This is a genomic window from Streptomyces sp. NPDC056373, assembly GCF_042262425.1.
Lineage (GTDB): Bacteria > Actinomycetota > Actinomycetes > Streptomycetales > Streptomycetaceae > Streptomyces.
Window position 1 is genome coordinate 427,806 of record NZ_JBHJPX010000005.1, and the last position, 20,524, is coordinate 448,329.

Here is a 20,524-nt window from a genome sequence, read left to right on the forward strand (position 1 = left end):
AGTCAGTGCTCATGCACCGTGACCTGCTCCACAACGCTCGTGCCGTTGCCCCGCTGGGACTCCCACTCCCAGGTCTCCTCCAGCCGCACCCGCCCGTCGGGCAGCTCCACCACCGCCGAGACGCAGTGCCCCGAGGAAGTGGTCCCGTCCCGCTTGAGCTGGACGTACCGGAAGTCCAGCCGGTCACCTTCCCGGGTACCCACGAGGTGCCCGCGTACGACGTCGCCACCCCTGTACTCGGCCCAGATCTCGCCCTCCCGCTCGTGGTACGTGAACCGGGTACGGGTGCCCACCTGGCCCGGTGCCTGGTCGGCGACCGGAGCGAGTACGAGACCGTCGAGGGATCGGGCCATGGACTGAGGCTCCCTTACTGCGGGACCGGACAACGGGCTAGGGTGGCCAACGTAAAGCACTCGCGGGAGCCCGGACGCACCGGGCTGAGAGGGAGGCTGGCGGCCTCCGACCGTACGAACCTGATCCGGGTCATGCCGGCGAAGGGAGGGGCTGGACGCCCATGTCGCCTACGTGCACATCCACGTCCGTATCGTCGGACGTCCTGGTCGTCGGGGGCGGGATCGTCGGCCTGGTCACGGCCTGGCGGGCCGCGCAGCGCGGATTCGCCACGGCCGTCGTGGACCCCGAGCCGGGCGGCGGCGCCGCGCAGGTGGCCGCCGGCATGCTGGCCGCCGTCACGGAGCTGCACTACGGCGAGCAGACCCTGCTCGGCCTGAACCTCGCCTCCGCGCGGCGCTACCCGGACTTCGCCGCCGAGCTCACCGACGTGACCGGCCAGGACCTCGGCTACCGCCGCTGCGGCACGCTCGCCGTGGCTCTTGACGCCGACGACCGGACCCACCTGCGCGAACTGCACGTCCTGCAGCAGCAGTCGGGGCTGGAGTCGCAGTGGCTGTCCGGGCGCGAGTGCCGGCGTCTGGAGCCGATGCTCGCGCCGGGCGTGCGCGGCGGGCTGCGGGTCGACGGCGATCACCAGATCGACCCCCGGCGGCTGGCCGGGGCCCTTCTCGCCGCGTGCGAGCGGGCGGGCGTGGTCTTCCACCGGGCGTGGGCGCAGCGGCTGACCGTCGCCCGGGACCGGGCCACGGGTGCTGTCCTGGCCGACGGGACCGAGGCGGCCGCCGGGCAGGTGGTACTGGCCGGGGGCAGTCTCAGCGGGCGGCTCGCGGGCGTCCCGGAGGACCTGCTGCCTCCGGTGCGGCCGGTGAAGGGCCAGGTCCTGCGGCTGACGATGCCGCAGCGGCACGGGCCGTTCCTGAGCCGGACCGTGCGCGCGGTCGTGCGCGGCAGCCACGTCTACCTGGTGCCGCGCGCGAGCGGCGAGCTCGTCGTCGGGGCGACCAGCGAGGAGCTGGGCTGGGACACCACCGTGACCGCGGGCGGCGTCTACGAGCTGCTGCGGGACGCGCACGAGCTGGTCCCGGGCATCACCGAGCTGCCGCTGACCGAGACCAGGGCCGGGCTGCGGCCCGGATCCCCCGACAACGCGCCGCTGCTCGGCCCCACCGGTCTGGACGGGCTGCTGCTGGCCACCGGGCACTACCGCAACGGCGTCCTGCTCACACCGGTGACCGGTGACGCCATGGCGCACGTCCTGGCGACAGGCGAACTCCCCGAGGAGGCCCGCCCCTTCACCCCGAAACGCTTCAGCCCCGCCACCGCACTCACGGAGCAGCCCGCATGAACATCTCCGTCAACGGCGAGCCCCGGGACGTCGGGCCCGGCACAGCTCTGGACACCGTCGTGAGGTCGCTCACGGCCTCGCCCTCGGGTGTGGCCGCCGCCCTCAACGAAACCGTCGTACCGCGCACCCAGTGGCCCGCCACGCCCCTGTCCGAGGGGGACCGCGTGGAAGTCCTCACCGCCGTCCAGGGAGGCTGACCATGGCCGACGATCCGTTCGCCCTCGGTGGTACGTCGTTCACGTCCCGTCTGATCATGGGCACGGGCGGGGCACCCAGCCTGGACGTGCTGGAGCGGTCGCTCGTCGCCTCGGGGACGGAGCTGACGACCGTCGCGATGCGCCGGGTGAACGCCTCGGTGCACGGTTCGGTGCTGTCCGTCCTGGACAGGCTCGGCATCCGGGTGCTGCCGAACACGGCGGGCTGCTTCACCGCCGGCGAGGCCGTCCTCACGGCCCGCCTCGCGCGCGAGGCCCTCGGCACCGACCTGGTCAAGCTGGAGGTCATCGCCGACGAGCGCACGCTGCTGCCGGACCCGATCGAGACGCTGGAGGCGGCCGAGACCCTGGTCGACGACGGGTTCACGGTGCTGCCGTACACCAACGACGACCCGGTGCTGGCCCGGAAGCTGGAGGACGCGGGCTGCGCGGCGATCATGCCGCTCGGCTCGCCGATCGGCTCCGGGCTCGGCATCCGCAACCCGCACAACTTCCAGCTGATCGTGGAGCACGCGCGCGTGCCGGTGATCCTGGACGCGGGCGCCGGAACGGCGTCGGACGCGGCGCTGGCGATGGAGCTGGGATGTGCGGGCGTGATGCTCGCCTCGGCGGTGACACGGGCGCAGGAACCCGTGCTGATGGCCGACGCCATGCGGCATGCGGTGGAGGCGGGGCGGCTGGCGTACCGGGCCGGACGGATCCCCCGGCGGCATTTCGCCGAGGCGTCGTCGCCCACGGAGGGCATGGCCGCGCTGGACCCGGAGCGTCCCGCTTTCCAGTAGGGGCCACACGTCACAGGTCGGCTGCAGTCCCGCCCCGGAAACAACCGGGGGGACGGGGCTGTCGGTCGTGGCTCGTACACTCGCCTGCGTGGACACGACCCTTCAGGACCCCTTGGCCGGGCAGGTGCTCGACGGCCGGTATCGCATCGACGCGCGGATCGCGGTCGGCGGGATGGCCACGGTCTACCGGGCCGTGGACACCCGGCTCGACCGGGTCCTCGCGCTCAAGGTGATGCACCCCTCGCTCGCGGTCGACGGCTCGTTCGTCGAGCGGTTCATCCGCGAGGCGAAGTCGGTGGCCCGGCTGGCCCATCCGAACGTGGTGCAGGTCTTCGACCAGGGCACCGACGGCTCGTACGTGTACCTGGCGATGGAGTACGTGGCGGGCTGCACCCTGCGGGACGTGCTGCGCGAGCGCGGCGCCCTGCAGCCGCGTGCGGCCCTGGACATCCTGGAGCCGGTGCTGGCCGCCCTGGGCGCGGCGCACCGCGCCGGGTTCGTGCACCGCGACATGAAGCCCGAGAACGTGCTGATCGGGGACGACGGGCGGGTCAAGGTCGCCGACTTCGGCCTGGTCCGGGCCGTGGACACGGTGACGAACACCACCGGCACCGTGCTCGGAACGGTCTCGTACCTCGCCCCGGAGCAGATAGAGGACGGCACCGCCGATCCCCGCGTCGACGTGTACGCGTGCGGCGTGATGCTGTACGAGATGCTGACCGGCGACAAGCCGCACGACGGGGACTCCCCCGCCGTGATCCTCTACAAGCACCTGCACGAGGACGTGCCCCCGCCCTCGGCCGCCGTGCCCGGCATGGCGTACGAGCTGGACGCGATGGTGGCCTCGGCGACGGCCCGCACCCCGGCCATCCGCCCGCACGACGCGGTGGCGCTGCTCGCGCAGGTCCGGGACGGACGCGGCCGGCTGGACGAGGAGCAGCTGGACGCGGTGCCGCCGCAGGCGCTCGCCGTGGACCACGACAACGGCGACGACCGGACGACCGTGATCCCGCGTGCCCTCACCACGCCCCGCCCGCTGCCGGCCGACGAGGGCGAGGAGCCCTCCGGGGCCGCCCTCAACCGCACCAGTCGCCTGGCCTCCCCGCCGCCGCCCCCACCGACCCGACGGCGCCGGGGACCCCTGCGCGGCCCGGCGGCGATCATCGTCGCCGTCCTGCTCGCCCTGGGCGTCGGTGTCGGCGTCTGGTACATCAACTCCGGCCAGTTCACCGAGGTCCCGCCGCTGCTGGCGAAGACCCAGGAGCAGGCCGAGGACCGGCTGCGGGACGCCGGTCTCGAGCTCGGCAAGGTGGAGCACGCCTACAGCGACACCGTGGAGCGCGGCCAGATCATCAGCAGCGATCCCAAGGCCGGGGCGCGCATCCGCGGCAACGACTCGGTGGGCATCACCGTCTCCGACGGCCCCGAGACCGTGCGGGTGCCCGCCCTGGCGGGCCGGAAGCTCGGCGAGGCGCGGGACCTGCTGAAGGACGACGGGCTGGCGCCGGGCATGGTCACCCGGGAGTTCAACGAGGACGTGCCGCGCGGTTCGGTGGTCTCCGCACGCCCTGCCGACGGCACGAAGGTGCGCGCGGGCACGGCCGTCGCGCTGGTCGTCAGCAAGGGCGCCGCCATCGACATCCCCGACGTCACCGGCTCGGACGAGGCCGGCGCGCGGTCCGAGCTGACGGAGGCCGGCCTCAAGGTGAAGATCGCCACCGAGCGGGTCACCTCCTCCGAGTACGACAAGGGCCAGGTGGTCCGGCAGTCACCGGGCTCCGGCACCGCGGCCGAGGGCGACACGGTGACGCTGACGCTGTCGAAGGGCCCCGAGATGATCGAGGTCCCGGACGTGGTCGGCGACAGCGTCGACGACGCCAAGCAGGCGCTGGAGGGCGCCGGGTTCGAGGTCGACGAGGACCGCGGGCTGTTCGGCATCTTCGGGGACACCGTCAAGGGTCAGTCCGTCGAGGGCGGCGAGACCGCGCCCAAGGGCTCGACGATCACCATCAAGATCAGGTGAGGGCCGCGGGCGGGGCGGGGCCGGACGCATGACACCCTGAACGGGTGAACAGTCAGCTGTCCGGCCCCTCCCGCAACCCCGTGGGCGGCCATGTCCCCGTGGCCGGTGGCCTCCACTCCGTCGGCCTGTCCTACGCCCGTGATCTTCAGGCGGAGGCCGTCCAGGTCTTCGTCGCCAACCCCCGCGGCTGGGCCACCCCGACCGGGAACCCCCAGCAGGACGAGGCGTTCCGCGCGGCGTGCGCGGAAGAGTCGATCCCGGCTTATGTGCACGCCCCCTACCTGATCAACTTCGGTTCGCACACCGAGGCGACCGTGGAGCGGTCGGTGGAGTCGCTGCGGCACTCATTGCGGCGCGGGCGGGAGATCGGGGCGCTGGGTGTGGTCGTGCACACCGGCAGCGCGACCGGCGGCCGGGAGCGGTCGGTGGCGCTGCAGCAGGTGCGGGAACACCTGCTGCCGCTGCTGGACGAGCTGACCCACGACGACGACCCTCTCCTGCTGCTGGAGTCGACGGCCGGGCAGGGCGCCTCGCTGTGCTCACGGACGTGGGACTTCGGCCCGTACTTCGAGGCGCTGGACGCCCATCCGAAGCTCGGCGTGTGCCTGGACACCTGCCACATCTACGCCGCCGGGCACGACCTGACCGGTCCGAGCGGTATGCACCAGACGCTGGACCTGCTGGTGGACACGGTCGGCGAGGGCCGGCTGAAGCTGATCCACGCCAACGACTCCAAGGACGTGGTGGGCGCGCACAAGGACCGGCACGAGAACATCGGCGTCGGCCACATCGGCGAGGATCCGTTCCGGGCGCTGATGACGCACCCCGCGACCGCGGGCGTGCCGCTGATCATCGAGACGCCGGGCGGCAAGCAGGGGCACGCGGCCGACGTGGAGCGGCTGAAGAAGCTGCGCGACGGCTGACGCCCCAGAGGCCGGGGCTCAGAGGCCGGGGCTCAGAGGCCGGGGCCGTCCCCCGGCAGCTCCTGGTATGAGTAGCGCTGTTCCTGCCAGGGATCGCCGATGTTGTGGTAGCCGCGCTCCTCCCAGAAGCCCCGGCGGTCGGCGGTCATGTACTCCACGCCGCGCACCCACTTGGGGCCCTTCCAGGCGTAGAGGTGGGGGACGATCAGGCGGAGCGGGAAGCCGTGCTCGGCGGTGAGCAGCTCGCCGTCCTTGTGGGTGGCGAACAGGACCTGCTCGTCGGCGAAGTCGGACAGCCGGAGGTTGGAGCTGAACCCGTACTCGGCCCACACCATCACATGGGTGACGTCGTCCGCGGGCGCGGCGAGGTCGAGGAGCGTGCGGGCGGGAATGCCGCCCCACTCGGCGCCCAGCATGCTGAACTTCGTGACGCAGTGCAGATCGGCCACGACGGTGGTGTGGGGCAGGGCCGTGAACTCCTCGTGCGTCCAGCAGTGCTTGCCGCCGCCGGCGGTGGCCCCGAAGACCCGGAACTCCCAGCGCTCGGGCCGGAACTTGGGGACGGGCCCGTAGTGCGTGACCGGCCAGCCGCGTTGCAGCCGCTGGCCCGGGGGCAGCTCCGGCTGCGCCGCTCCTGCTGGATCGCGCCCTTCTCCCGATTCGTGTTCCAGCGGCTGACCCATGACTCCATCCTGACAGACCCCGGGTGGTGCCCCTGACCGAGGCCATCCCGAAAGGGACAAAGTCGACTAAGCATGCCCTTACTTACTAAGTGCAGACTTACTGGACGATCTTCTTCGGCAGTGGAATCATGCGGCGCAACCTGCCTGTTCCCCCCGCGCGGAAGGAGCCTCTGCGATGCAGGGCGACCCCGAGGTCCTCGAATTCCTCAACGAGCAGCTGACCGGCGAGCTGACGGCGATCAACCAGTACTGGCTGCACTACCGGATCCAGGACAACAACGGCTGGACCAAACTCGCCAAGTACACGCGTGAAGAATCCATCGACGAGATGAAGCACGCGGACAAGATCACCGAGCGCATTCTCATGCTGGACGGCCTGCCCAATTACCAGCGGCTCTTCCATGTACGGGTCGGCCAGACGGTCACCGAGATGTTCCAGGCGGACCGGCAGGTCGAGGTCGAGGCGATCGACCGGCTCAGGCGCGGTATCGAGGTGATGCGCAGCAAGGGCGACGTCACGTCCGCGAACCTCTTCGAGTCCATCCTCGAGGACGAGGAGCACCACATCGACTACCTGGACACGCAGCTGGAGCTGATCGACAAGCTCGGTGAGGCGCTGTACATCGCGCAGCAGATCGAGCAGCCGAGCTAGGACCTGCCGTTCGGACCATGTCGGCGGCGCGGGGCCCGGGGCCTGCCGTCAGGCGGCGTCCCTCAGTTCCGTGAGCACCGGCTCACCCCGGTCGGCCAGGTCGCGGCGGGGGCAGGACCCCCTGCCCAGGATCGCCTGGATGCGGCGTACGCAGGACCCGCAGTCGGTGCCCGCCTTGCAGGCGGAGGCTATCTGGCGGGGGGTGCAGGCGCCGCCGTCCGCGTGCTGCTTGACCTGCTGCTCTGTGATGCCGAAGCAACTGCAGACGTACACGCGGTCCACCTCCCGACGGGTCGTTCCCGGATCTGCCGTCCCCGTTGATCGGTGAGGCTAACCTAACCTTACCCGTCGGGTCGGGAGCGGAAAAGCGGAGTGGGGCGCGGATCGTGTGATCCGCGCCCCAGTCCGTGCCCGGGTAACAGGCGGACCTGCTACTGGTCCCTGTACATCTCGGCCACGAGGAACGCCAGGTCGAGCGACTGGCTGCGGTTCAGGCGCGGGTCGCAGGCCGTCTCGTAGCGCTGGTGCAGATCGTCGACGAAGATCTCGTCGCCGCCGCCCACGCACTCCGTGACGTCGTCGCCGGTGAGCTCCACGTGGATGCCGCCCGGGTGGGTGCCGAGGGCCTTGTGGACCTCGAAGAAGCCCTTGACCTCGTCGAGCACGTCGTCGAAGCGGCGGGTCTTGTGCCCGGAGGCGGCCTCGAAGGTGTTGCCGTGCATCGGGTCGGTCACCCAGGCGACGGTCGCGCCGGAGGCGGTGACCTTCTCCACCAGCTCGGGGAGCTTGTCGCGGACCTTGTCGGCGCCCATGCGGACGATGAAGGTCAGCCGGCCCGGCTCCCGCTCGGGGTCGAGGCGCTCGATGTACTGCAGCGCGTCCTCGGCCGTCGTCGTCGGGCCCAGCTTGATGCCGATCGGGTTGCGGATCTTCGAGGCGAACTCGATGTGCGCGTGGTCGAGCTGCCGGGTGCGCTCACCGATCCACACCATGTGCCCGGAGACGTCGTACAGCTGCCCGGTGCGCGAGTCGACCCTGGTCAGCGCGGACTCGTAGTCGAGCAGCAGCGCCTCGTGCGAGGCGTAGAACTCGACCGTCTTGAACTCCTCCGGGTCGGTCCCGCAGGCGTGCATGAAGTTCAGCGCGTTGTCGATCTCGCGCGCCAGCTGCTCGTAGCGCTGCCCCGACGGGGACGACTTCACGAAGTCCTGGTTCCAGGCGTGCACCTGGCGCAGGTCGGCGTAGCCGCCGGTGGTGAAGGCGCGCACCAGGTTCAGCGTGGAGGCGGACGCGTGGTACATCCGCTTCAGCCGCTCGGGGTCCGGGACACGGGCCTCTTCGGTGAAGTCGAAGCCGTTGACGGAGTCGCCGCGGTAGGTCGGCAGCGTCACGCCGTCGCGGGTCTCGGTGGGCTTGGAGCGCGGCTTGGAGTACTGCCCGGCGATCCGGCCGACCTTCACGACCGGCACGGACGCGGCGTACGTGAGCACGGCGCCCATCTGGAGCAGCGTCTTCAGCTTGTTGCGGATGTGGTCGGCCGACACCGCGTCGAAGGCTTCGGCGCAGTCGCCGCCCTGGAGGAGGAACGCCTCTCCCTTGGCGACGGCCGCCATCCGGGCGCGCAGCTGGTCGCACTCGCCCGCGAAGACGAGCGGCGGATACGACTCGAGGTCCGCAACGACTGCGCGCAGAGCCTCGGTGTCGGGGTACTCGGGCTGCTGCGCCGCGGGCAGGTTTCGCCAGGTGTTGCCAGCACTCGCGCTGGTCTTAGCGTTCACGGTCACGTCACCAACATTACGGGGTCGTGTCCGGCGTCCTGACCCATGCCCAGGAAGTGAGACACCCCGAACACCCCTCGGACATGCGATAGGGTGCGTCGCATGTTCGCGCACTCGACCCAGACCTGGTGGTGGACCGCTCATCCGGCGGCCCGCTGACTGCGCGTACTCAAGACTTCGCGAAGGCCGCCCGAGGGGCGGCCTTCGGTGTTTCCCGGGGTCCGTTCCTCTCTCTCACCGAGACTCACCGAGATGGAGCACGGACCATGAACCTGCTCGGCTTGCCGGACGACTCCCGTCCGTTCGCCCTGCTGCGCCGCCGCACCCCGGGCCACGACCACGATCTGGTCGAGGTCCTGACCGGCCCGGTCGCCCCGTACGACCGGCTCGCCGACCTCCCCGACCGCAGCCTCGCGCTGGTGCCCTTCCGGCAGATCCGCGAGCGTGGCTTCGACGTCCACGACGACGGCACGCCCCTGCTGGCGCTGACACCCGAGGAGTCGTACGCCGTCCCGCTGGCTGACGCCCTTCGGCAGCTCCCGTCGCACGACGTGCGCGTCGAGGGCGGCGGCTTCGACGTCGCCGACGAGGAGTACGGCGAGATCGTCGGACGTGTGCTGCGGGAGGAGATCGGACGCGGCGAGGGCGCGAACTTCGTGATCCGGCGGACGTACGAGGGCGAGATCCCCGGCTTCGGCCGGGCCGACGCGCTGGCGCTGTTCCGGCGGCTGCTGGAGGGTGAGCGCGGGGCGTACTGGACGTTCGTCGTGCACACCGGGGACCGCACCCTGGTCGGGGCCAGCCCCGAGGTGCACGTCCGGATGTCCGGCGGCACGGTCGTCATGAACCCGATCAGCGGCACCTACCGCTACCCCGCCGAGGGGCCGACGCCGGAGCACCTGCTGGACTTCCTCGCCGACGTCAAGGAGATCGAGGAGCTGTCGATGGTCGTCGACGAGGAGCTCAAGATGATGTGCACCGTCGGCGACATGGGCGGAGTGGTCGTCGGGCCCCGGCTGAAGGAGATGGCACACCTCGCGCACACCGAGTACGAGCTGCGCGGCAAATCCACGCTGGACGTGCGGGAGGTACTGAAGGAGACCATGTTCGCGGCGACCGTCACCGGCTCGCCGGTGCAGAACGCCTGCCGGGTGATCGAACGGCACGAGAGCGGGGGGCGGGGGTACTACGCGGGTGCCCTGGCCCTCATCGGCCGGGACGCGGGCGGGGTCCAGACCCTCGACTCCCCCATCCTGATCCGCACCGCCGACATCGACGCGGGCGGGCGGCTGCGGGTGCCGGTCGGCGCGACCCTCGTGCGCGGCTCGGACCCGGCGAGCGAGGTGGCCGAGACGCACGCCAAGGCGGCGGGCGTGCTGGCGGCCCTGGGAGTACGGCCGTCCCGGCCGCGTGCCGAGCACACCCGGCCGTGCCTCGCCGACGACCCTCGTGTGCGGGCCGCGCTGGACGGGCGCCGGGCCTCGCTCGCGCCCTTCTGGCTGCGGATGCAGGAGCGCTCGCCGGAACCGGCCGGGCACGCCCTGGTCGTCGACGGCGAGGACACCTTCACGGCGATGCTCGCGCACCTGCTGCGGGCAGGAGGCCTGGAGGTGAGCGTGCGGCGGTACGACGAGCCGGGACTGCGGGAGGCGGTGCTCGGGCACGAGGGCCCGGTCGTGCTGGGGCCCGGGCCGGGGGACCCGTCCGACCTGGCGGATCCGAAGATGCGGTTCCTGCGTTCCCTCACCGCCGAGGTGATCAGGGGCGAACGGCACGGCGTGCTGGGCGTCTGCCTCGGGCACGAGCTGATCGCGGCCGAGCTGGGCCTGGACATCGTGCGCAAGGACGTGCCCTTCCAGGGGGCGCAGACGGAGATCGAGCTGTTCGGGCGGCGGGAGACCGTCGGGTTCTACAACAGCTTCGTGGCGCGCTGCGACGACGAGGCGGCGGCCGAGCTGTCGGCCCACGGGGTCGAGGTCGCGCGCGCCGCCGACGGTGAGGTGCACGCCCTGCGCGGCGCGCGCTTCGCCGGGGTCCAGTTCCACCCGGAGTCGGTGCTGACGCTGAACGGGGCCGCGATCGTGCGGGAGCTGGTGGGGCAGCTGCGGGAGACGGGCGCGCCCTCGCTGTAGTGCGGACCCGGTCGGGGCCGAGCCCGGCCCCGACCGGCACGGGGAACCGGGCTCAGCCGAAGAACACGCCGACCCGCACGGGGACCGGACCGCCGGCCGAAGAACACGCCGACCCGCACGGGGACCGGACCGCCGGCCGAAGAACACGCCGACCCGCACGGGGACCGGACCGCCGGCCGAAGAAGACCCCGGCCCGAACGGGGACCGGGTCGTCAGCCGAAGAAGACCCCGACCTCCTCGTACAGCGCTGGGTCGACCGTCTTCAGGCGGGCCGTGGCGTCCGCGAGGGGGACGCGGACGATGTCGGTGCCGCGCAGGGCGACCATCCGGCCGAAGTCGCGGTCGCGGACGCAGTCGATGGCGTGCAGCCCGAAGCGGGTGGCGAGCCAGCGGTCGAAGGCGCTGGGGGTGCCGCCGCGCTGGACGTGCCCGAGGACCGTCGTGCGGGCCTCGTTGCCCGTGCGCTTCTCGATCTCCTTGGCGAGCCACTCCCCCACCCCGGACAGCCGCACGTGCCCGAAGGAGTCCAGCGACTGGTCCTTGAGGACCATGTCGCCGTCTTTCGGCATCGCCCCCTCGGCGACGACGACGATCGGCGCGTACGAAGCCCGGAAGCGGGAGGTCACCCAGGCGCACACCTGCTCGACATCGAAGCGCTGCTCGGGGATGAGGATGACGTTGGCGCCGCCGGCCAGGCCGGAGTGGAGGGCGATCCAGCCCGCGTGGCGGCCCATCACCTCGACGACCAGGACCCGCATGTGGGACTCGGCGGTGGTGTGCAGCCGGTCGATGGCCTCGGTCGCGATGCCGACGGCGGTGTCGAAGCCGAAGGTGTAGTCGGTGGCGGACAGGTCGTTGTCGATGGTCTTGGGAACGCCCACGCAGGGCACGCCGTGCTCGCCGGACAGTCGGGCGGCCACGCCCAGGGTGTCCTCGCCGCCGATCGCGATGAGCGCCTCCACCTCCAGTGCGGCGAGGGTCTGCTCGATCCGGCGGATGCCGTTCTCCACCTTCAGCGGGTTGGTCCGCGAGGATCCGAGGATCGTGCCGCCGCGGGGCAGGATGCCGCGCACCGCGGGGATGTCGAGCCGGACGGTGTCGCCTTCCATGGGCCCTCGCCAGCCGTCCCGGAAGCCGGTGAAGTCATAGCCGTACTCCTGTACGCCCTTGCGGACGACGGCCCGGATGACGGCGTTGAGGCCGGGGCAGTCGCCGCCTCCGGTCAGTACTCCGACGCGCATGGAACAGTCCCTTCGCCGCAGGCACCTGACGAAAGGTCAGTGTGACGTGCGCCTCACTCGTCGTCGAGGCCGCGCTCTATCGCGTACCTGACGAGCTCCACGCGGTTGTGCAGCTGGAGCTTGCCGAGGGTGTTCTGGACGTGGTTCTGCACCGTGCGGTGGGAGATGACCAGGCGTTCGGCGATCTGCTTGTAGCTGAGCCCCTTGGCGACCAGGCGCAGCACCTCGGTCTCACGGTCGGTGAGCCGGGGCGCCTTGGGTTCGTCGGTGTCGGCGGCGGGGGCCGGTTCGGCGGCCAGACGGCGGTACTCGCCGAGGACCAGTCCGGCGAGGCCGGGCGTGAAGACCGGGTCGCCGAGTGCGGTGCGGCGGACCGCGTCCTGCAGTTCCCCGGTGGAGGCGGACTTCAGCAGATAGCCGGTCGCGCCGGACTTCACGGCCTCCAGGACGTCGGCGTGCTCGCCGCTCGCGGACAGCACGAGCACCCGCAGGGCGGGGTTCGCGGCGACGACCTCCTTGCAGACCTGCACGCCGGGCTTGGCCGGCAGGTTCAGGTCGAGCACGAGGACGTCGGGTGCGGCGGCCTTGGCGCGGCGTACGGCCTGGTCGCCGTCGCCCGCGGTGGCGACCACCTCGAAACCCGACTCGGCCAGGTCGCGGGCGACCGCGTCGCGCCACATGGGGTGGTCGTCGACGACCATGACCTTGATCGGCTCCTGCGGGTCCTGCCGGTCCGGGGTGGTCTCCGTCATCGCTGCTCCGCCTTCCCCCGTGAGTTCGTCACGTCCTTCGGTACCTTCAGTTCGACCTCCGTGCCCTGGCCCGGCACCGAGATCAGCTCCGCGCTGCCGCCGAGGTCGCGCAGCCGGCCGCGGATCGACAGGGCGACACCGAGCCGCCCCTCGCCCTCGGCCTGGTCGAGCCGTCCCTCCGGGATGCCGGGCCCGTCGTCCCGTACGGTGACGATCACCTCGTCCGGCTCGTCCTCGACCAGGATCCACGCGCGTGCGTCCTGGCCGGCATGCCGGCGGACGTTGTCCAGGGCGGCTCCCACGGCGGCGGCCACCTCCCGGGCGGCGGCCGGCGCCAGCGGCACGGGCGCGCCGGGCTCGGCGAGGCTGACCAGGGCGCCCGCGTACGGTGCGAGCAGGGCGCGCAGGTCGACGGGTCCGCTCTCCTGAGGTTCCTCGTCGACGGCCCGTACGACCGCTCCCTGCGCGGCGTCCTCCGACACGCGGGAGACGGGCAGGAGGCCTCCGGAGACCAGGGTGCGCAGCGCGACCTCCTGCTCACCGGCCATCCGGCCCAGCTCGGCCGCCTCTCCCCCGATCACGGCCCCGCGGCGCTGCACCATCGCCAGCACCTGGAGCACGCTGTCGTGGATGTCCCGGGCCAGACGCTCGCGCTCGCGGGTGGCGGCCTCGATCTCCAGGGCGCGGGCGAGGGTGCGCTCGGAGGCGCGGGCGACCTCGACGACGTAGCCGATCGCGACGGAGGCGATGCAGACCAGGATGACGTTGTGGACCGTGTCGCGGGCCGGGCTGCCGCGCTCGACGAGGTTGGCGACGGCCACCAGGCCGGAGGCGAGGGCCGCCCAGCGCCAGCCGCCCTTGACGGCGAAGGCGAGGACGGCGCCGGCGGTCCATATCGACGGCAGGGTCGGGCCGCCCGACTGGACCCGCTCGTGCGCGTCGGCGACGGGGGTCAGCAGGATGCCGGTCAGGGCGATGGTGAGGTCGGCGGCGAGGAAGCCCTTGGTGCAGCGGGCCGCGTTGGCGACCCGGGGCAGGGTGGCCAGGGTCCAGCCGCACAGCACGGCGTAGTAGGCGACGGCGATCCAGGGGCGGGGGAACTCCTCGTAGGCGGTGGCGAACAGGCCGACCGCGTACAGCATCGTGAGCACCCGGTAGCCGGTGAGCGCACGCCACAGGGGCTGCTCGACCGACATCCTCATGACCCGCTCGCGCTCGGCCATCTCCCCCGCCCCCCGACCGAAGCCCCGGCTAGGGCCCGGTCCGCCGCTGATCCGTCTGCTGCTCCGTCTGCTGCTGCTTCTCGGCCTGTTCCGGCCCGGCCTGTTGCTTCGCGGCCTGTTCCCGCTCGGCCTTCTCCTTCTCGGCCTGTTCCTTCTCCGCGCGGGCGAGGGCGGCCTTGGCCGCCTTCTCGGCTTCCTTGTCCGCCTTGGCGGCTTCCGTGAGCTGCCGCTTCATGGCCGTGGCGTACATGTCGACGTATTCCTGGCCGGAGAGGTTCATGATCTCGTACATGACCTCGTCGGTCACGGCGCGCAGCACGAACCGGTCGTGCTCCATGCCCTGGTAGCGGCTGAAGTCCAGGGGCTTGCCGATCCGGATGCCGGGCCGCATCAGCTTCGGCATGACCTTCCCGGGCGGCTGGATCTTCTCCGTGTCGATCATGGCGACGGGGATGACGGGCGCGCCGGTGGCGAGCGCCACGCGCGCGAGGCCGCCGGGCTTGCCCCGGTAGAGCCGTCCGTCGGGCGAGCGCGTGCCCTCCGGGTAGATCCCGAACAGCTCACCGCGCTCCAGCACCTCTATGCCGCTCTTGATGGCGGCCTCACCCGCGCCGCGCGCACCCGAGCGGTCCACGGGGAGCTGCCCGACCCCCTTGAAGAAGGCGGCCGTCATCCGGCCCTTCACGCCGGGCGTCGTGAAGTACTCGGCCTTCGCGATGAAGGTGACCTTGCGGTCGAGGACGGCGGGCAGGAAGAACGAGTCGGAGAACGACAGGTGATTGCTCGCCAGGATCGCAGCGCCCTCGGCGGGTACGTTCTCCAGGCCCTCCACCCAGGGCCTGAAGGCGAGCTTCAGCGGACCCCCGATGGTGACCTTCATCGCGCCGTACAACAACCGAGTGCCTCCTGTGTGTGTCGATCAGACCTTAACCCGGAGCGCTGTCAAAGGCGCCGACGGCCCTGGTCGGTGTCAGTGCGGTCGCGTACGGTGAAGGTCCCGCGAACGCCGTGCGACCCCTTCCATGACGTTCCGTGACATTCCGTGATCGTGCCAGTCCCTTCTCACCGACCAGGAGGCCGAAGGTGCCGGTCCTTGCCGGAGCCGAGCCGTTTCACCACGAGGGCGGAGAGGTCGCCGTCCTCCTCTGCCACGGCTTCACCGGATCACCGCAGTCGCTGCGCCCCTGGGCGGAGCACCTCGCCGAGCACGGCATGACCGTCTCCCTGCCGCTGCTGCCCGGGCACGGCACGCGCTGGGAGGACCTGCGGATCACCGGCTGGCAGGACTGGTACGCGGAGGTGGACCGCGAGCTGCGCCTGCTGTGCGAGCGCCGTGAGACGGTTTTCGTGGCCGGTCTGTCGATGGGCGGCGCTCTGGCCCTGCGGCTGGCCGCGAAGCACGGCGACGCCGTCCGCGGTGTCATGGTCGTCAACCCCGCGAACAAGGTGCACGGCCTGGCCGCGCACGCCCTCCCCGTGGTGCGCCACCTCGTCCCCGCGACGAAGGGCATCGCCAGCGACATCGCCAAGCCGGACGGCAGGGAGCTCGGCTACGACCGGGTGCCGCTGCACGCGGCGCACTCGCTGCGGCAGTTCTTCCAGGCCACCGATCGCGAGCTGCCGCAGGTCACCCAGCCCGTGCTGCTGATGCGAAGCCCGCAGGACCACGTGGTGCCGCCCGTCGACTCCGCCCGGATCCTCAGCCGCATCTCGTCGACGGACGTGAAAGAGGTCATCCTGGAACAGAGTTACCACGTCGCCACGTTGGACCATGACGCGGACCGGATCCACGAGGAGAGCCTCGCGTTCATCGGCCGCATCGCGTCCGGCCTCGGCGAGGAGCCCGGGCTCGGCAAGGAAGGGACGACCGCAGGTGGCTGAGCACGACTCCGACCGCGAGGGCCGGGAGCCGGACGACAAGGGCGTGCCCTTCGACGAGGAGGCCGCCTGGGCGGCGATCGTCGCCGGGTACGGCGAGGAGCCGCCGGACCCGCCGGGCGCCAAGCCGTTCAAGTCCATCGAGGACCTGGCCCTGCCGCCGACCGGGACCAACGACACCCTGCCGGCCGGCGACCGGGGCGACACGGCCGTGAAGTCCGGGGACGCCGTGAAGCGGGCCGAGTCCGAGGAGACCGAGGGGCCGGGTGCCGGGGAGGAGCCCGTGAAGCCACTGGGCGGCTCGGTCTCCTTCGCGCCCGGCGTCGGCCCGCGTGACTACACCACGCCCGAGCCCGCCGAGGACGACTTCGACGAGGACGACGAAGGCCACTTCGTGCCCCCGGAGCCGCCCCCGCTGCCCACCGCCGACCCGACCTCGAAGTTCGCCTGGCTCGGTGTGCTCGGCGGGCCGGTGCTGCTTCTGCTTGCCGTGCTGCTCGGCTGGGACATGACCTGGTGGCTGGCCACGCTGGGGATCGGCGGGTTCCTCGGCGGGTTCGCCACGCTGGTGATGCGGATGCGCACGGACGACGAGGAGGACGACGACCCCGGACGGGGCGCGGTCGTCTAGGAAGCCGGGACTCTGAGGGCGGCCAGGACCGGGAGGTGGTCCGTGGCCGCCCTCAGGTCTGCTTCGGACACCCCCGGCTGCCCGGCCGGCACGCCGCAGCCCAGCACCTCGATGCCCTTCGTCGCGAAGATCGCGTCGATGCGCTGGTAGGGGTCGGTGGGGGTCCAGGTGTGCTCGCCGCCCCAGGGGGCCGCGGCCCGGCAGTCGGTCAGGCAGTCGGCCAGTCGGCGGAAGGCCGGGCCCTCGGGGCGTTCGTTGAGGTCGCCGCCGGCGATCGCGTGCCGCACGTCCATGCCGGCGAGCCGGTCCAGCAGCATGCCGGACTGCTCGTGGCGCTCGTCCTTCTGCAGGGACAGGTGGCAGCTGAGGACGCCGAGGCGGGCACCGGCGAAGCGGACGACCGCGGTGGCGAAGCCGCGGCGGTGCAGGCCCGGGGTGGGGGGCAGGAGGATGTCCTCGGTGCGTTCGATGCCCGCCCGGAGCGAGCTGAGGATGGCCGGTCCTGTGGTGGTGGCGCCGCCGGTGACGATCACCAGGTCGGAGGCGAGGGCCAGACGGGCGAGTTTCTTGCGCCAGCGGAAGAAACGGGGGGCTTCCTGGACGAGGACGAGGTCGGGTGCGCAGGCCTTGATGACGCGGGCCAGGGCGTCTGTGTCGTCGCGCATGGAGCGGATGTTGTAGCTGAGGACCCTGATGACTGCGGAACCGTCGGGTTCTGTACGCGAGTTGGGGAGCAGCGACATGTGATCAATTTACGCCCGACGGGGCGGGGCGCGGGGTATGTGCGCGAGTGCCGGTCGATCGTGGCTTGTCGCGCAGTTCCCCGCGCCCCTGGCGCCAGTCGCGTGTGGCTTGTCGCGCCCACGCGGCGGAGCCGCAGAATGATACGGCCCCGCGCCCCTGAGGTGCGTCCCCTGAGGGCGTCTGCATGAACAGGTCGTCTACATGATCGGGTCGGGTTCCCTTGCCAGGTCCGCCGCGCCGACCAGGCCCGCCTTGTTGCCCAGTTCCGCCGCTCTGACCTCCGCGACGGGGCGCCAGTTGCCGCCGACCAGCCAGCGCTTGTAGGACTTGCGGATCGGGCCCAGGACCAGTTCGCCCTCGTCGGAGAGGCCGCCGCCGACGATGAACGCGGAGGGGTCGAAGAGCGAGGCCAGGTCGGCGAGGCCCGCGCCGACCCAGCGGGCCAGTTCGCGGTAGGAGTCGACGGCCACCCGGTCGCCCTGGCGGGCGGCCATGGAGATGTGCTTGCCCTCGATGCCCTCGGGCGTGCCGTTGCCGAGGCCGAGCAGGGTCTCGGCGTTCTCGGGGGTGGCGTTGGCGCGCTGCTTGGCGTACCGGACGAGGGCGCGGCCGGAGGCGTACTGCTCCCAGCAGCCCTGCGAGCCGCAGCCGCACAGCAGGCCGTCCGGCACCATGCGGATGTGGCCGAACTCGGCGGCCACACCGAAGTGCCCGCGGCGCAGCTTGTTGCCGATGATGATGCCGCCGCCGAGGCCGGTGCCCAGCGTGATGCAGATGACGTTGCGGTGGCCCTTGCCGGCCCCGAACTTGTACTCGCCCCACGCCGCGGCGTTCGCGTCGTTCTCCACGACCACCGGGAGGCCCACGCGGGCCTCGACCTTGTTCTTGAGCGGTTCGTTGCGCCAGTGGATGTTGGGCGCGAAGTAGACCTCGGAGCGCTGCCGGTTCACGTAGCCGGCGGCACCGATGCCCACGCCGACGATGTCGTGACCGACGCGTGCGCCGTCCACCGCCGAAGCGATGGCGTCCACGATGCCCTCAGCCGTGCCCGGGGTCGGCACCTTGTGGGTCGAGAGGATGTTGCCGTCCTCATCGACCACGCCGGCCGCGATCTTCGTGCCGCCGATGTCGACGCCGATGGTGAGTCCCATGAATCCCTCAGTTTCGGTCGAGCCCCGCTACGGCCAACGGTACCCGAGGCATGCCGCCGGGTTCGCTGTCGTCCGCACGCCGGGCGCCCCGGGATGCCGCTGCGGGGCCGCCTCTCGGCCGGGCGGGGACTCAGTCCAGGTCGATGCGCTCCCCGGGGCCGGCGTCGTCGCCGCCGTCCCGGCGTGAGCCCCCGTCGCGGGGGTCGTGCTGGTCGTCGCGGCCGGTCCAGCGGCGTTCCTGGGCCTGGACGGCGGAGCGGTAGGCGGCGAGCAGTTCGTTCCCGGCCGCGGCCAGGTGGTCGAAGACGTCCGGGTTGCGCTCGATGACGGGTTCCACGGCGTCCTTGGCCTGCTGCACGACCTGTCGTACGACCTGCTGGGCGGCGGGTCCCGCGACCGCGCCGAGCAGCGGGGACCGGGCGCCGGACAGCTTCTCGGCGACGGCGTCGACGAGTTTCTTCAGTTCCTCGGCCGCGGAGCCGGGGGGCGTGCCGTACTCGGCGCGGCGGCGGGCCTTCTCCGCCTGGAGGTCCTCGGCGCACGCGGTCGCCCAGGCGTCGGCGTCGGTCGCCCGCACGTCGTCCGCGGCCTCGTCCCGGGCGGCGCCGGACGGAGGGAGATCTTCGCTCATCACGGACTCCTGACTACGTTTCGTCCCTACGACGTTACCCGAACGGGCGTACCGGGTTCACGGGCCGTGCCGGCCACTGTTCTCCCCGGTTCGGCCCGCTGTCTCACCGGCCCTGCGGCCACAGCTTCGGGTCGGGCGCGAAGCGGATCCGCAGCTCGTCCTCGCGCAGGGCGGCCCCGTCGACGGTGCAGCGGCGCAGTACGGAGGGCAGCGGGACGATCCGGCGGAACGTCCCCGCCGTGACGACGAGTTCGTCACCGCGCCGGACGAGGTCGAGTTCGTCGCGTATGGCGCCGGGCAGCGGGATCCGCCAGACGAGCACGCCGTCCTCGCCGAGCCGGTCGGTCACGGGCCAGTCCACCGCGGGGGCCGCCTGCCCGGTGCCGGGCACGGCCAGGGAGGCGAGGTCGTCGGCGCCGCGCGGGTCGCGTCCGAGGTGGGCGACGGTGCGGACGTCGTAGGTCTCGCGCCACTGCTCCAGCGTCTTGCGCTGCTGGGCGACCGGACCGGCGAGCCAGGTGTCCGGGGAGGCCTCGGGCAGGACCCGGTTGGCTACCACGACGTCGGTGCGCAGACCGCGCAGGGCGAGACCGAGCCGGGTGGTGCGCAGCATGTCGTCGCCGGCCGGGCCGGGCTCGGCGACCAGGCGCACGACGGTGCCGCGGTCGGCGACGACCGCTTCGACGGCGGCCAGTTCCAGGTCCCAGCGTGCCGCCGTCTCGTAGAGCCGTTCGGCCGGCATGGGGACGCCCGCGAGGCGGCCCAGGACGGGGCGCAGGGCGCGGGCGGCCTGCCGTTCGGGCGGGAGTAGACGGCGCAGGTAGCGGCGGAGTTCCTCGGGCAGGGCGAGCAGGGCGAGGGCCTCGGGGGCCGGGGGGAGGTCGACGACGAGGGTGTCGTACTTCTCCGAGAGCGCGGCGTCGCGCAGGGCGCGCAGCAGGGCGAGTTCCCCGGCACCGGGCAGGGGGGTGAGCTCCTCGGGGTCGAGGCGGGAGGCGCCGAGGAGGTCGAGGGCGGAGGAGGCACGGTCCTGGAGGGCGGTGAGGTCCTCGCGGAAGTCCTGGGCGGGGTCGGGGCGCCAGGCGGTGAGGCGGGGTGCGACCTCGACCGGCTTCGGCCCCGTGACCACGCCCAGTGCGGCACCGAGGGTGTCGGTGCGGTCGGTGCCGAGGAGGAGGGTGCGGGTGCCCTCGGCTGCGGCGGCCAGGGCGGTCGCGGCCGCGAGGGTGGTACGACCGCTGCCGCCGGGGCCGGTGATCAGGATGGTGCGCATGAGATCGAACGGTACCCGGGGCTCGCCGGCCCGGGGGCGCGTGGCCGTGTTGAACATGCGGCTCCGCCGCGTGGGCGCGACCAGCCGCAACGCACCTGCACCCGGCACTCCGC

The 20,524-nt window shown here is 72.2% G+C and carries 22 protein-coding genes and 1 riboswitch; of the genes, 10 read left to right on the forward strand and 12 right to left on the reverse strand.

Annotated elements, in window-relative coordinates; all coding sequences use genetic code 11:
- Nucleotides 1-2: 2 nt before the first annotated feature.
- Complete coding sequence (locus tag ACFCXS_RS13375; RefSeq protein ID WP_376643373.1) at nucleotides 3-353, reverse strand: hypothetical protein; 351 nt, start codon at nucleotides 351-353, stop codon at nucleotides 3-5.
- Between the two features lie 52 nt (nucleotides 354-405).
- Nucleotides 406-517: riboswitch (TPP riboswitch) on the forward strand.
- Between ACFCXS_RS13375 and thiO the strand changes: the two genes are divergently transcribed.
- From thiO to ACFCXS_RS13400, 5 genes are all read left to right on the forward strand, one after another.
- Nucleotides 515-1,699, forward strand: coding sequence for a glycine oxidase ThiO (gene thiO, locus ACFCXS_RS13380; RefSeq protein WP_376643374.1), 1,185 nt, complete (start codon nucleotides 515-517; stop codon nucleotides 1,697-1,699). (Overlaps the previous riboswitch by 3 nt.)
- Nucleotides 1,696-1,896: a sulfur carrier protein ThiS gene (gene thiS / locus ACFCXS_RS13385; RefSeq protein WP_351642700.1), complete on the forward strand. Its 201-nt coding sequence runs from the start codon at nucleotides 1,696-1,698 to the stop codon at nucleotides 1,894-1,896. Before thiO ends, thiS begins: the two co-directional genes overlap by 4 nt.
- Before the next feature lie 2 nt (nucleotides 1,897-1,898).
- Nucleotides 1,899-2,696 carry a thiazole synthase gene (locus ACFCXS_RS13390; RefSeq protein ID WP_376643375.1) on the forward strand — a complete coding sequence of 266 codons (798 nt, stop codon included), beginning with the start codon at nucleotides 1,899-1,901 and terminating at the stop codon, nucleotides 2,694-2,696.
- Between the two features lie 88 nt (nucleotides 2,697-2,784).
- On the forward strand, nucleotides 2,785-4,719 hold the full coding sequence (gene pknB, locus ACFCXS_RS13395) for a Stk1 family PASTA domain-containing Ser/Thr kinase (RefSeq protein ID WP_376643376.1): 1,935 nt from the start codon (nucleotides 2,785-2,787) through the stop codon (nucleotides 4,717-4,719).
- A 44-nt stretch (nucleotides 4,720-4,763) separates the two neighbouring features.
- Nucleotides 4,764-5,642, forward strand: a complete 879-nt coding sequence (locus ACFCXS_RS13400; RefSeq protein WP_376643377.1) for a deoxyribonuclease IV — start codon at nucleotides 4,764-4,766, stop codon at nucleotides 5,640-5,642.
- A gap of 32 nt (nucleotides 5,643-5,674) precedes the next feature.
- Here ACFCXS_RS13400 and ACFCXS_RS13405 read toward each other — a convergent pair whose 3' ends face one another.
- A complete protein-coding gene (locus ACFCXS_RS13405) occupies nucleotides 5,675-6,325 on the reverse strand; it encodes a sulfite oxidase-like oxidoreductase (protein ID WP_376643378.1) in 651 nt (216 codons plus the stop codon).
- Nucleotides 6,326-6,500: 175 nt separating this feature from the next.
- On the opposite strand from ACFCXS_RS13405, the gene bfr reads away from it, so the two are divergent.
- Nucleotides 6,501-6,977 carry a bacterioferritin gene (gene bfr, locus ACFCXS_RS13410; protein ID WP_104779326.1) on the forward strand — a complete coding sequence of 159 codons (477 nt, stop codon included), beginning with the start codon at nucleotides 6,501-6,503 and terminating at the stop codon, nucleotides 6,975-6,977.
- Nucleotides 6,978-7,025: 48 nt separating this feature from the next.
- Here the strand turns inward: bfr and ACFCXS_RS13415 are convergent, their stop codons facing one another.
- A complete protein-coding gene (locus ACFCXS_RS13415) occupies nucleotides 7,026-7,259 on the reverse strand; it encodes a bacterioferritin-associated ferredoxin (protein WP_376643379.1) in 234 nt (77 codons plus the stop codon).
- A 149-nt stretch (nucleotides 7,260-7,408) separates the two neighbouring features.
- Nucleotides 7,409-8,761 (reverse strand): class II 3-deoxy-7-phosphoheptulonate synthase, encoded by a 1,353-nt coding sequence (locus tag ACFCXS_RS13420; protein WP_376643380.1) that lies wholly within the window; start codon nucleotides 8,759-8,761, stop codon nucleotides 7,409-7,411.
- A 96-nt stretch (nucleotides 8,762-8,857) separates the two neighbouring features.
- On the opposite strand from ACFCXS_RS13420, the gene ACFCXS_RS13425 reads away from it, so the two are divergent.
- Both ACFCXS_RS13425 and ACFCXS_RS13430 read left to right on the forward strand, forming a co-directional pair.
- The gene (locus ACFCXS_RS13425; RefSeq protein ID WP_078625594.1) at nucleotides 8,858-8,914 is read left to right on the forward strand and encodes a trp operon leader peptide; all 57 of its coding nucleotides are present in this window, start codon (nucleotides 8,858-8,860) and stop codon (nucleotides 8,912-8,914) included.
- A gap of 107 nt (nucleotides 8,915-9,021) precedes the next feature.
- On the forward strand, nucleotides 9,022-10,887 hold the full coding sequence (locus ACFCXS_RS13430) for an anthranilate synthase family protein (protein WP_376643381.1): 1,866 nt from the start codon (nucleotides 9,022-9,024) through the stop codon (nucleotides 10,885-10,887).
- 212 nt (nucleotides 10,888-11,099) lie between these two features.
- On the opposite strand, the gene ACFCXS_RS13435 is transcribed toward ACFCXS_RS13430, so the two are convergent.
- From ACFCXS_RS13435 to ACFCXS_RS13450, 4 genes are read right to left on the reverse strand one after another with little or no spacing between them, the layout of a single operon-like run.
- Complete coding sequence (locus tag ACFCXS_RS13435) at nucleotides 11,100-12,128, reverse strand: 6-phosphofructokinase (protein WP_376643382.1); 1,029 nt, start codon at nucleotides 12,126-12,128, stop codon at nucleotides 11,100-11,102.
- Nucleotides 12,129-12,181: 53 nt separating this feature from the next.
- Nucleotides 12,182-12,880, reverse strand: coding sequence for a response regulator (locus ACFCXS_RS13440; protein ID WP_376643383.1), 699 nt, complete (start codon nucleotides 12,878-12,880; stop codon nucleotides 12,182-12,184).
- A complete protein-coding gene (macS, locus tag ACFCXS_RS13445; protein WP_376643384.1) occupies nucleotides 12,877-14,103 on the reverse strand; it encodes a MacS family sensor histidine kinase in 1,227 nt (408 codons plus the stop codon). Before macS ends, ACFCXS_RS13440 begins: the two co-directional genes overlap by 4 nt.
- Nucleotides 14,104-14,131: 28 nt before the next feature.
- A complete protein-coding gene (locus tag ACFCXS_RS13450; protein WP_376643385.1) occupies nucleotides 14,132-14,983 on the reverse strand; it encodes a lysophospholipid acyltransferase family protein in 852 nt (283 codons plus the stop codon).
- 203 nt (nucleotides 14,984-15,186) lie between these two features.
- Between ACFCXS_RS13450 and ACFCXS_RS13455 the strand changes: the two genes are divergently transcribed.
- Together ACFCXS_RS13455 and ACFCXS_RS13460 are read left to right on the forward strand one after the other, a co-directional pair.
- Nucleotides 15,187-15,984 (forward strand): alpha/beta hydrolase, encoded by a 798-nt coding sequence (locus ACFCXS_RS13455; protein WP_376643386.1) that lies wholly within the window; start codon nucleotides 15,187-15,189, stop codon nucleotides 15,982-15,984.
- The gene (locus ACFCXS_RS13460; protein ID WP_376643387.1) at nucleotides 15,977-16,612 is read left to right on the forward strand and encodes a hypothetical protein; all 636 of its coding nucleotides are present in this window, start codon (nucleotides 15,977-15,979) and stop codon (nucleotides 16,610-16,612) included. The genes ACFCXS_RS13455 and ACFCXS_RS13460 overlap by 8 nt, the downstream gene beginning before the upstream one ends.
- Here ACFCXS_RS13460 and ACFCXS_RS13465 read toward each other — a convergent pair.
- The 4 genes from ACFCXS_RS13465 to ACFCXS_RS13480 form a co-directional block, all read right to left on the reverse strand.
- On the reverse strand, nucleotides 16,609-17,355 hold the full coding sequence (locus ACFCXS_RS13465) for an endonuclease/exonuclease/phosphatase family protein (protein ID WP_376643388.1): 747 nt from the start codon (nucleotides 17,353-17,355) through the stop codon (nucleotides 16,609-16,611). The genes ACFCXS_RS13460 and ACFCXS_RS13465 overlap by 4 nt on opposite strands.
- A 198-nt stretch (nucleotides 17,356-17,553) precedes the next feature.
- Entirely contained in the window at nucleotides 17,554-18,507 is a 954-nt protein-coding gene (locus ACFCXS_RS13470) for an ROK family glucokinase (protein ID WP_104779316.1), read from the reverse strand.
- 130 nt (nucleotides 18,508-18,637) lie between these two features.
- Nucleotides 18,638-19,138, reverse strand: coding sequence for a DUF5304 domain-containing protein (locus tag ACFCXS_RS13475; protein ID WP_376643389.1), 501 nt, complete (start codon nucleotides 19,136-19,138; stop codon nucleotides 18,638-18,640).
- A gap of 103 nt (nucleotides 19,139-19,241) precedes the next feature.
- Nucleotides 19,242-20,411 carry an ArsA family ATPase gene (locus ACFCXS_RS13480; protein ID WP_376643390.1) on the reverse strand — a complete coding sequence of 390 codons (1,170 nt, stop codon included), beginning with the start codon at nucleotides 20,409-20,411 and terminating at the stop codon, nucleotides 19,242-19,244.
- Nucleotides 20,412-20,524 lie beyond the last annotated feature (113 nt).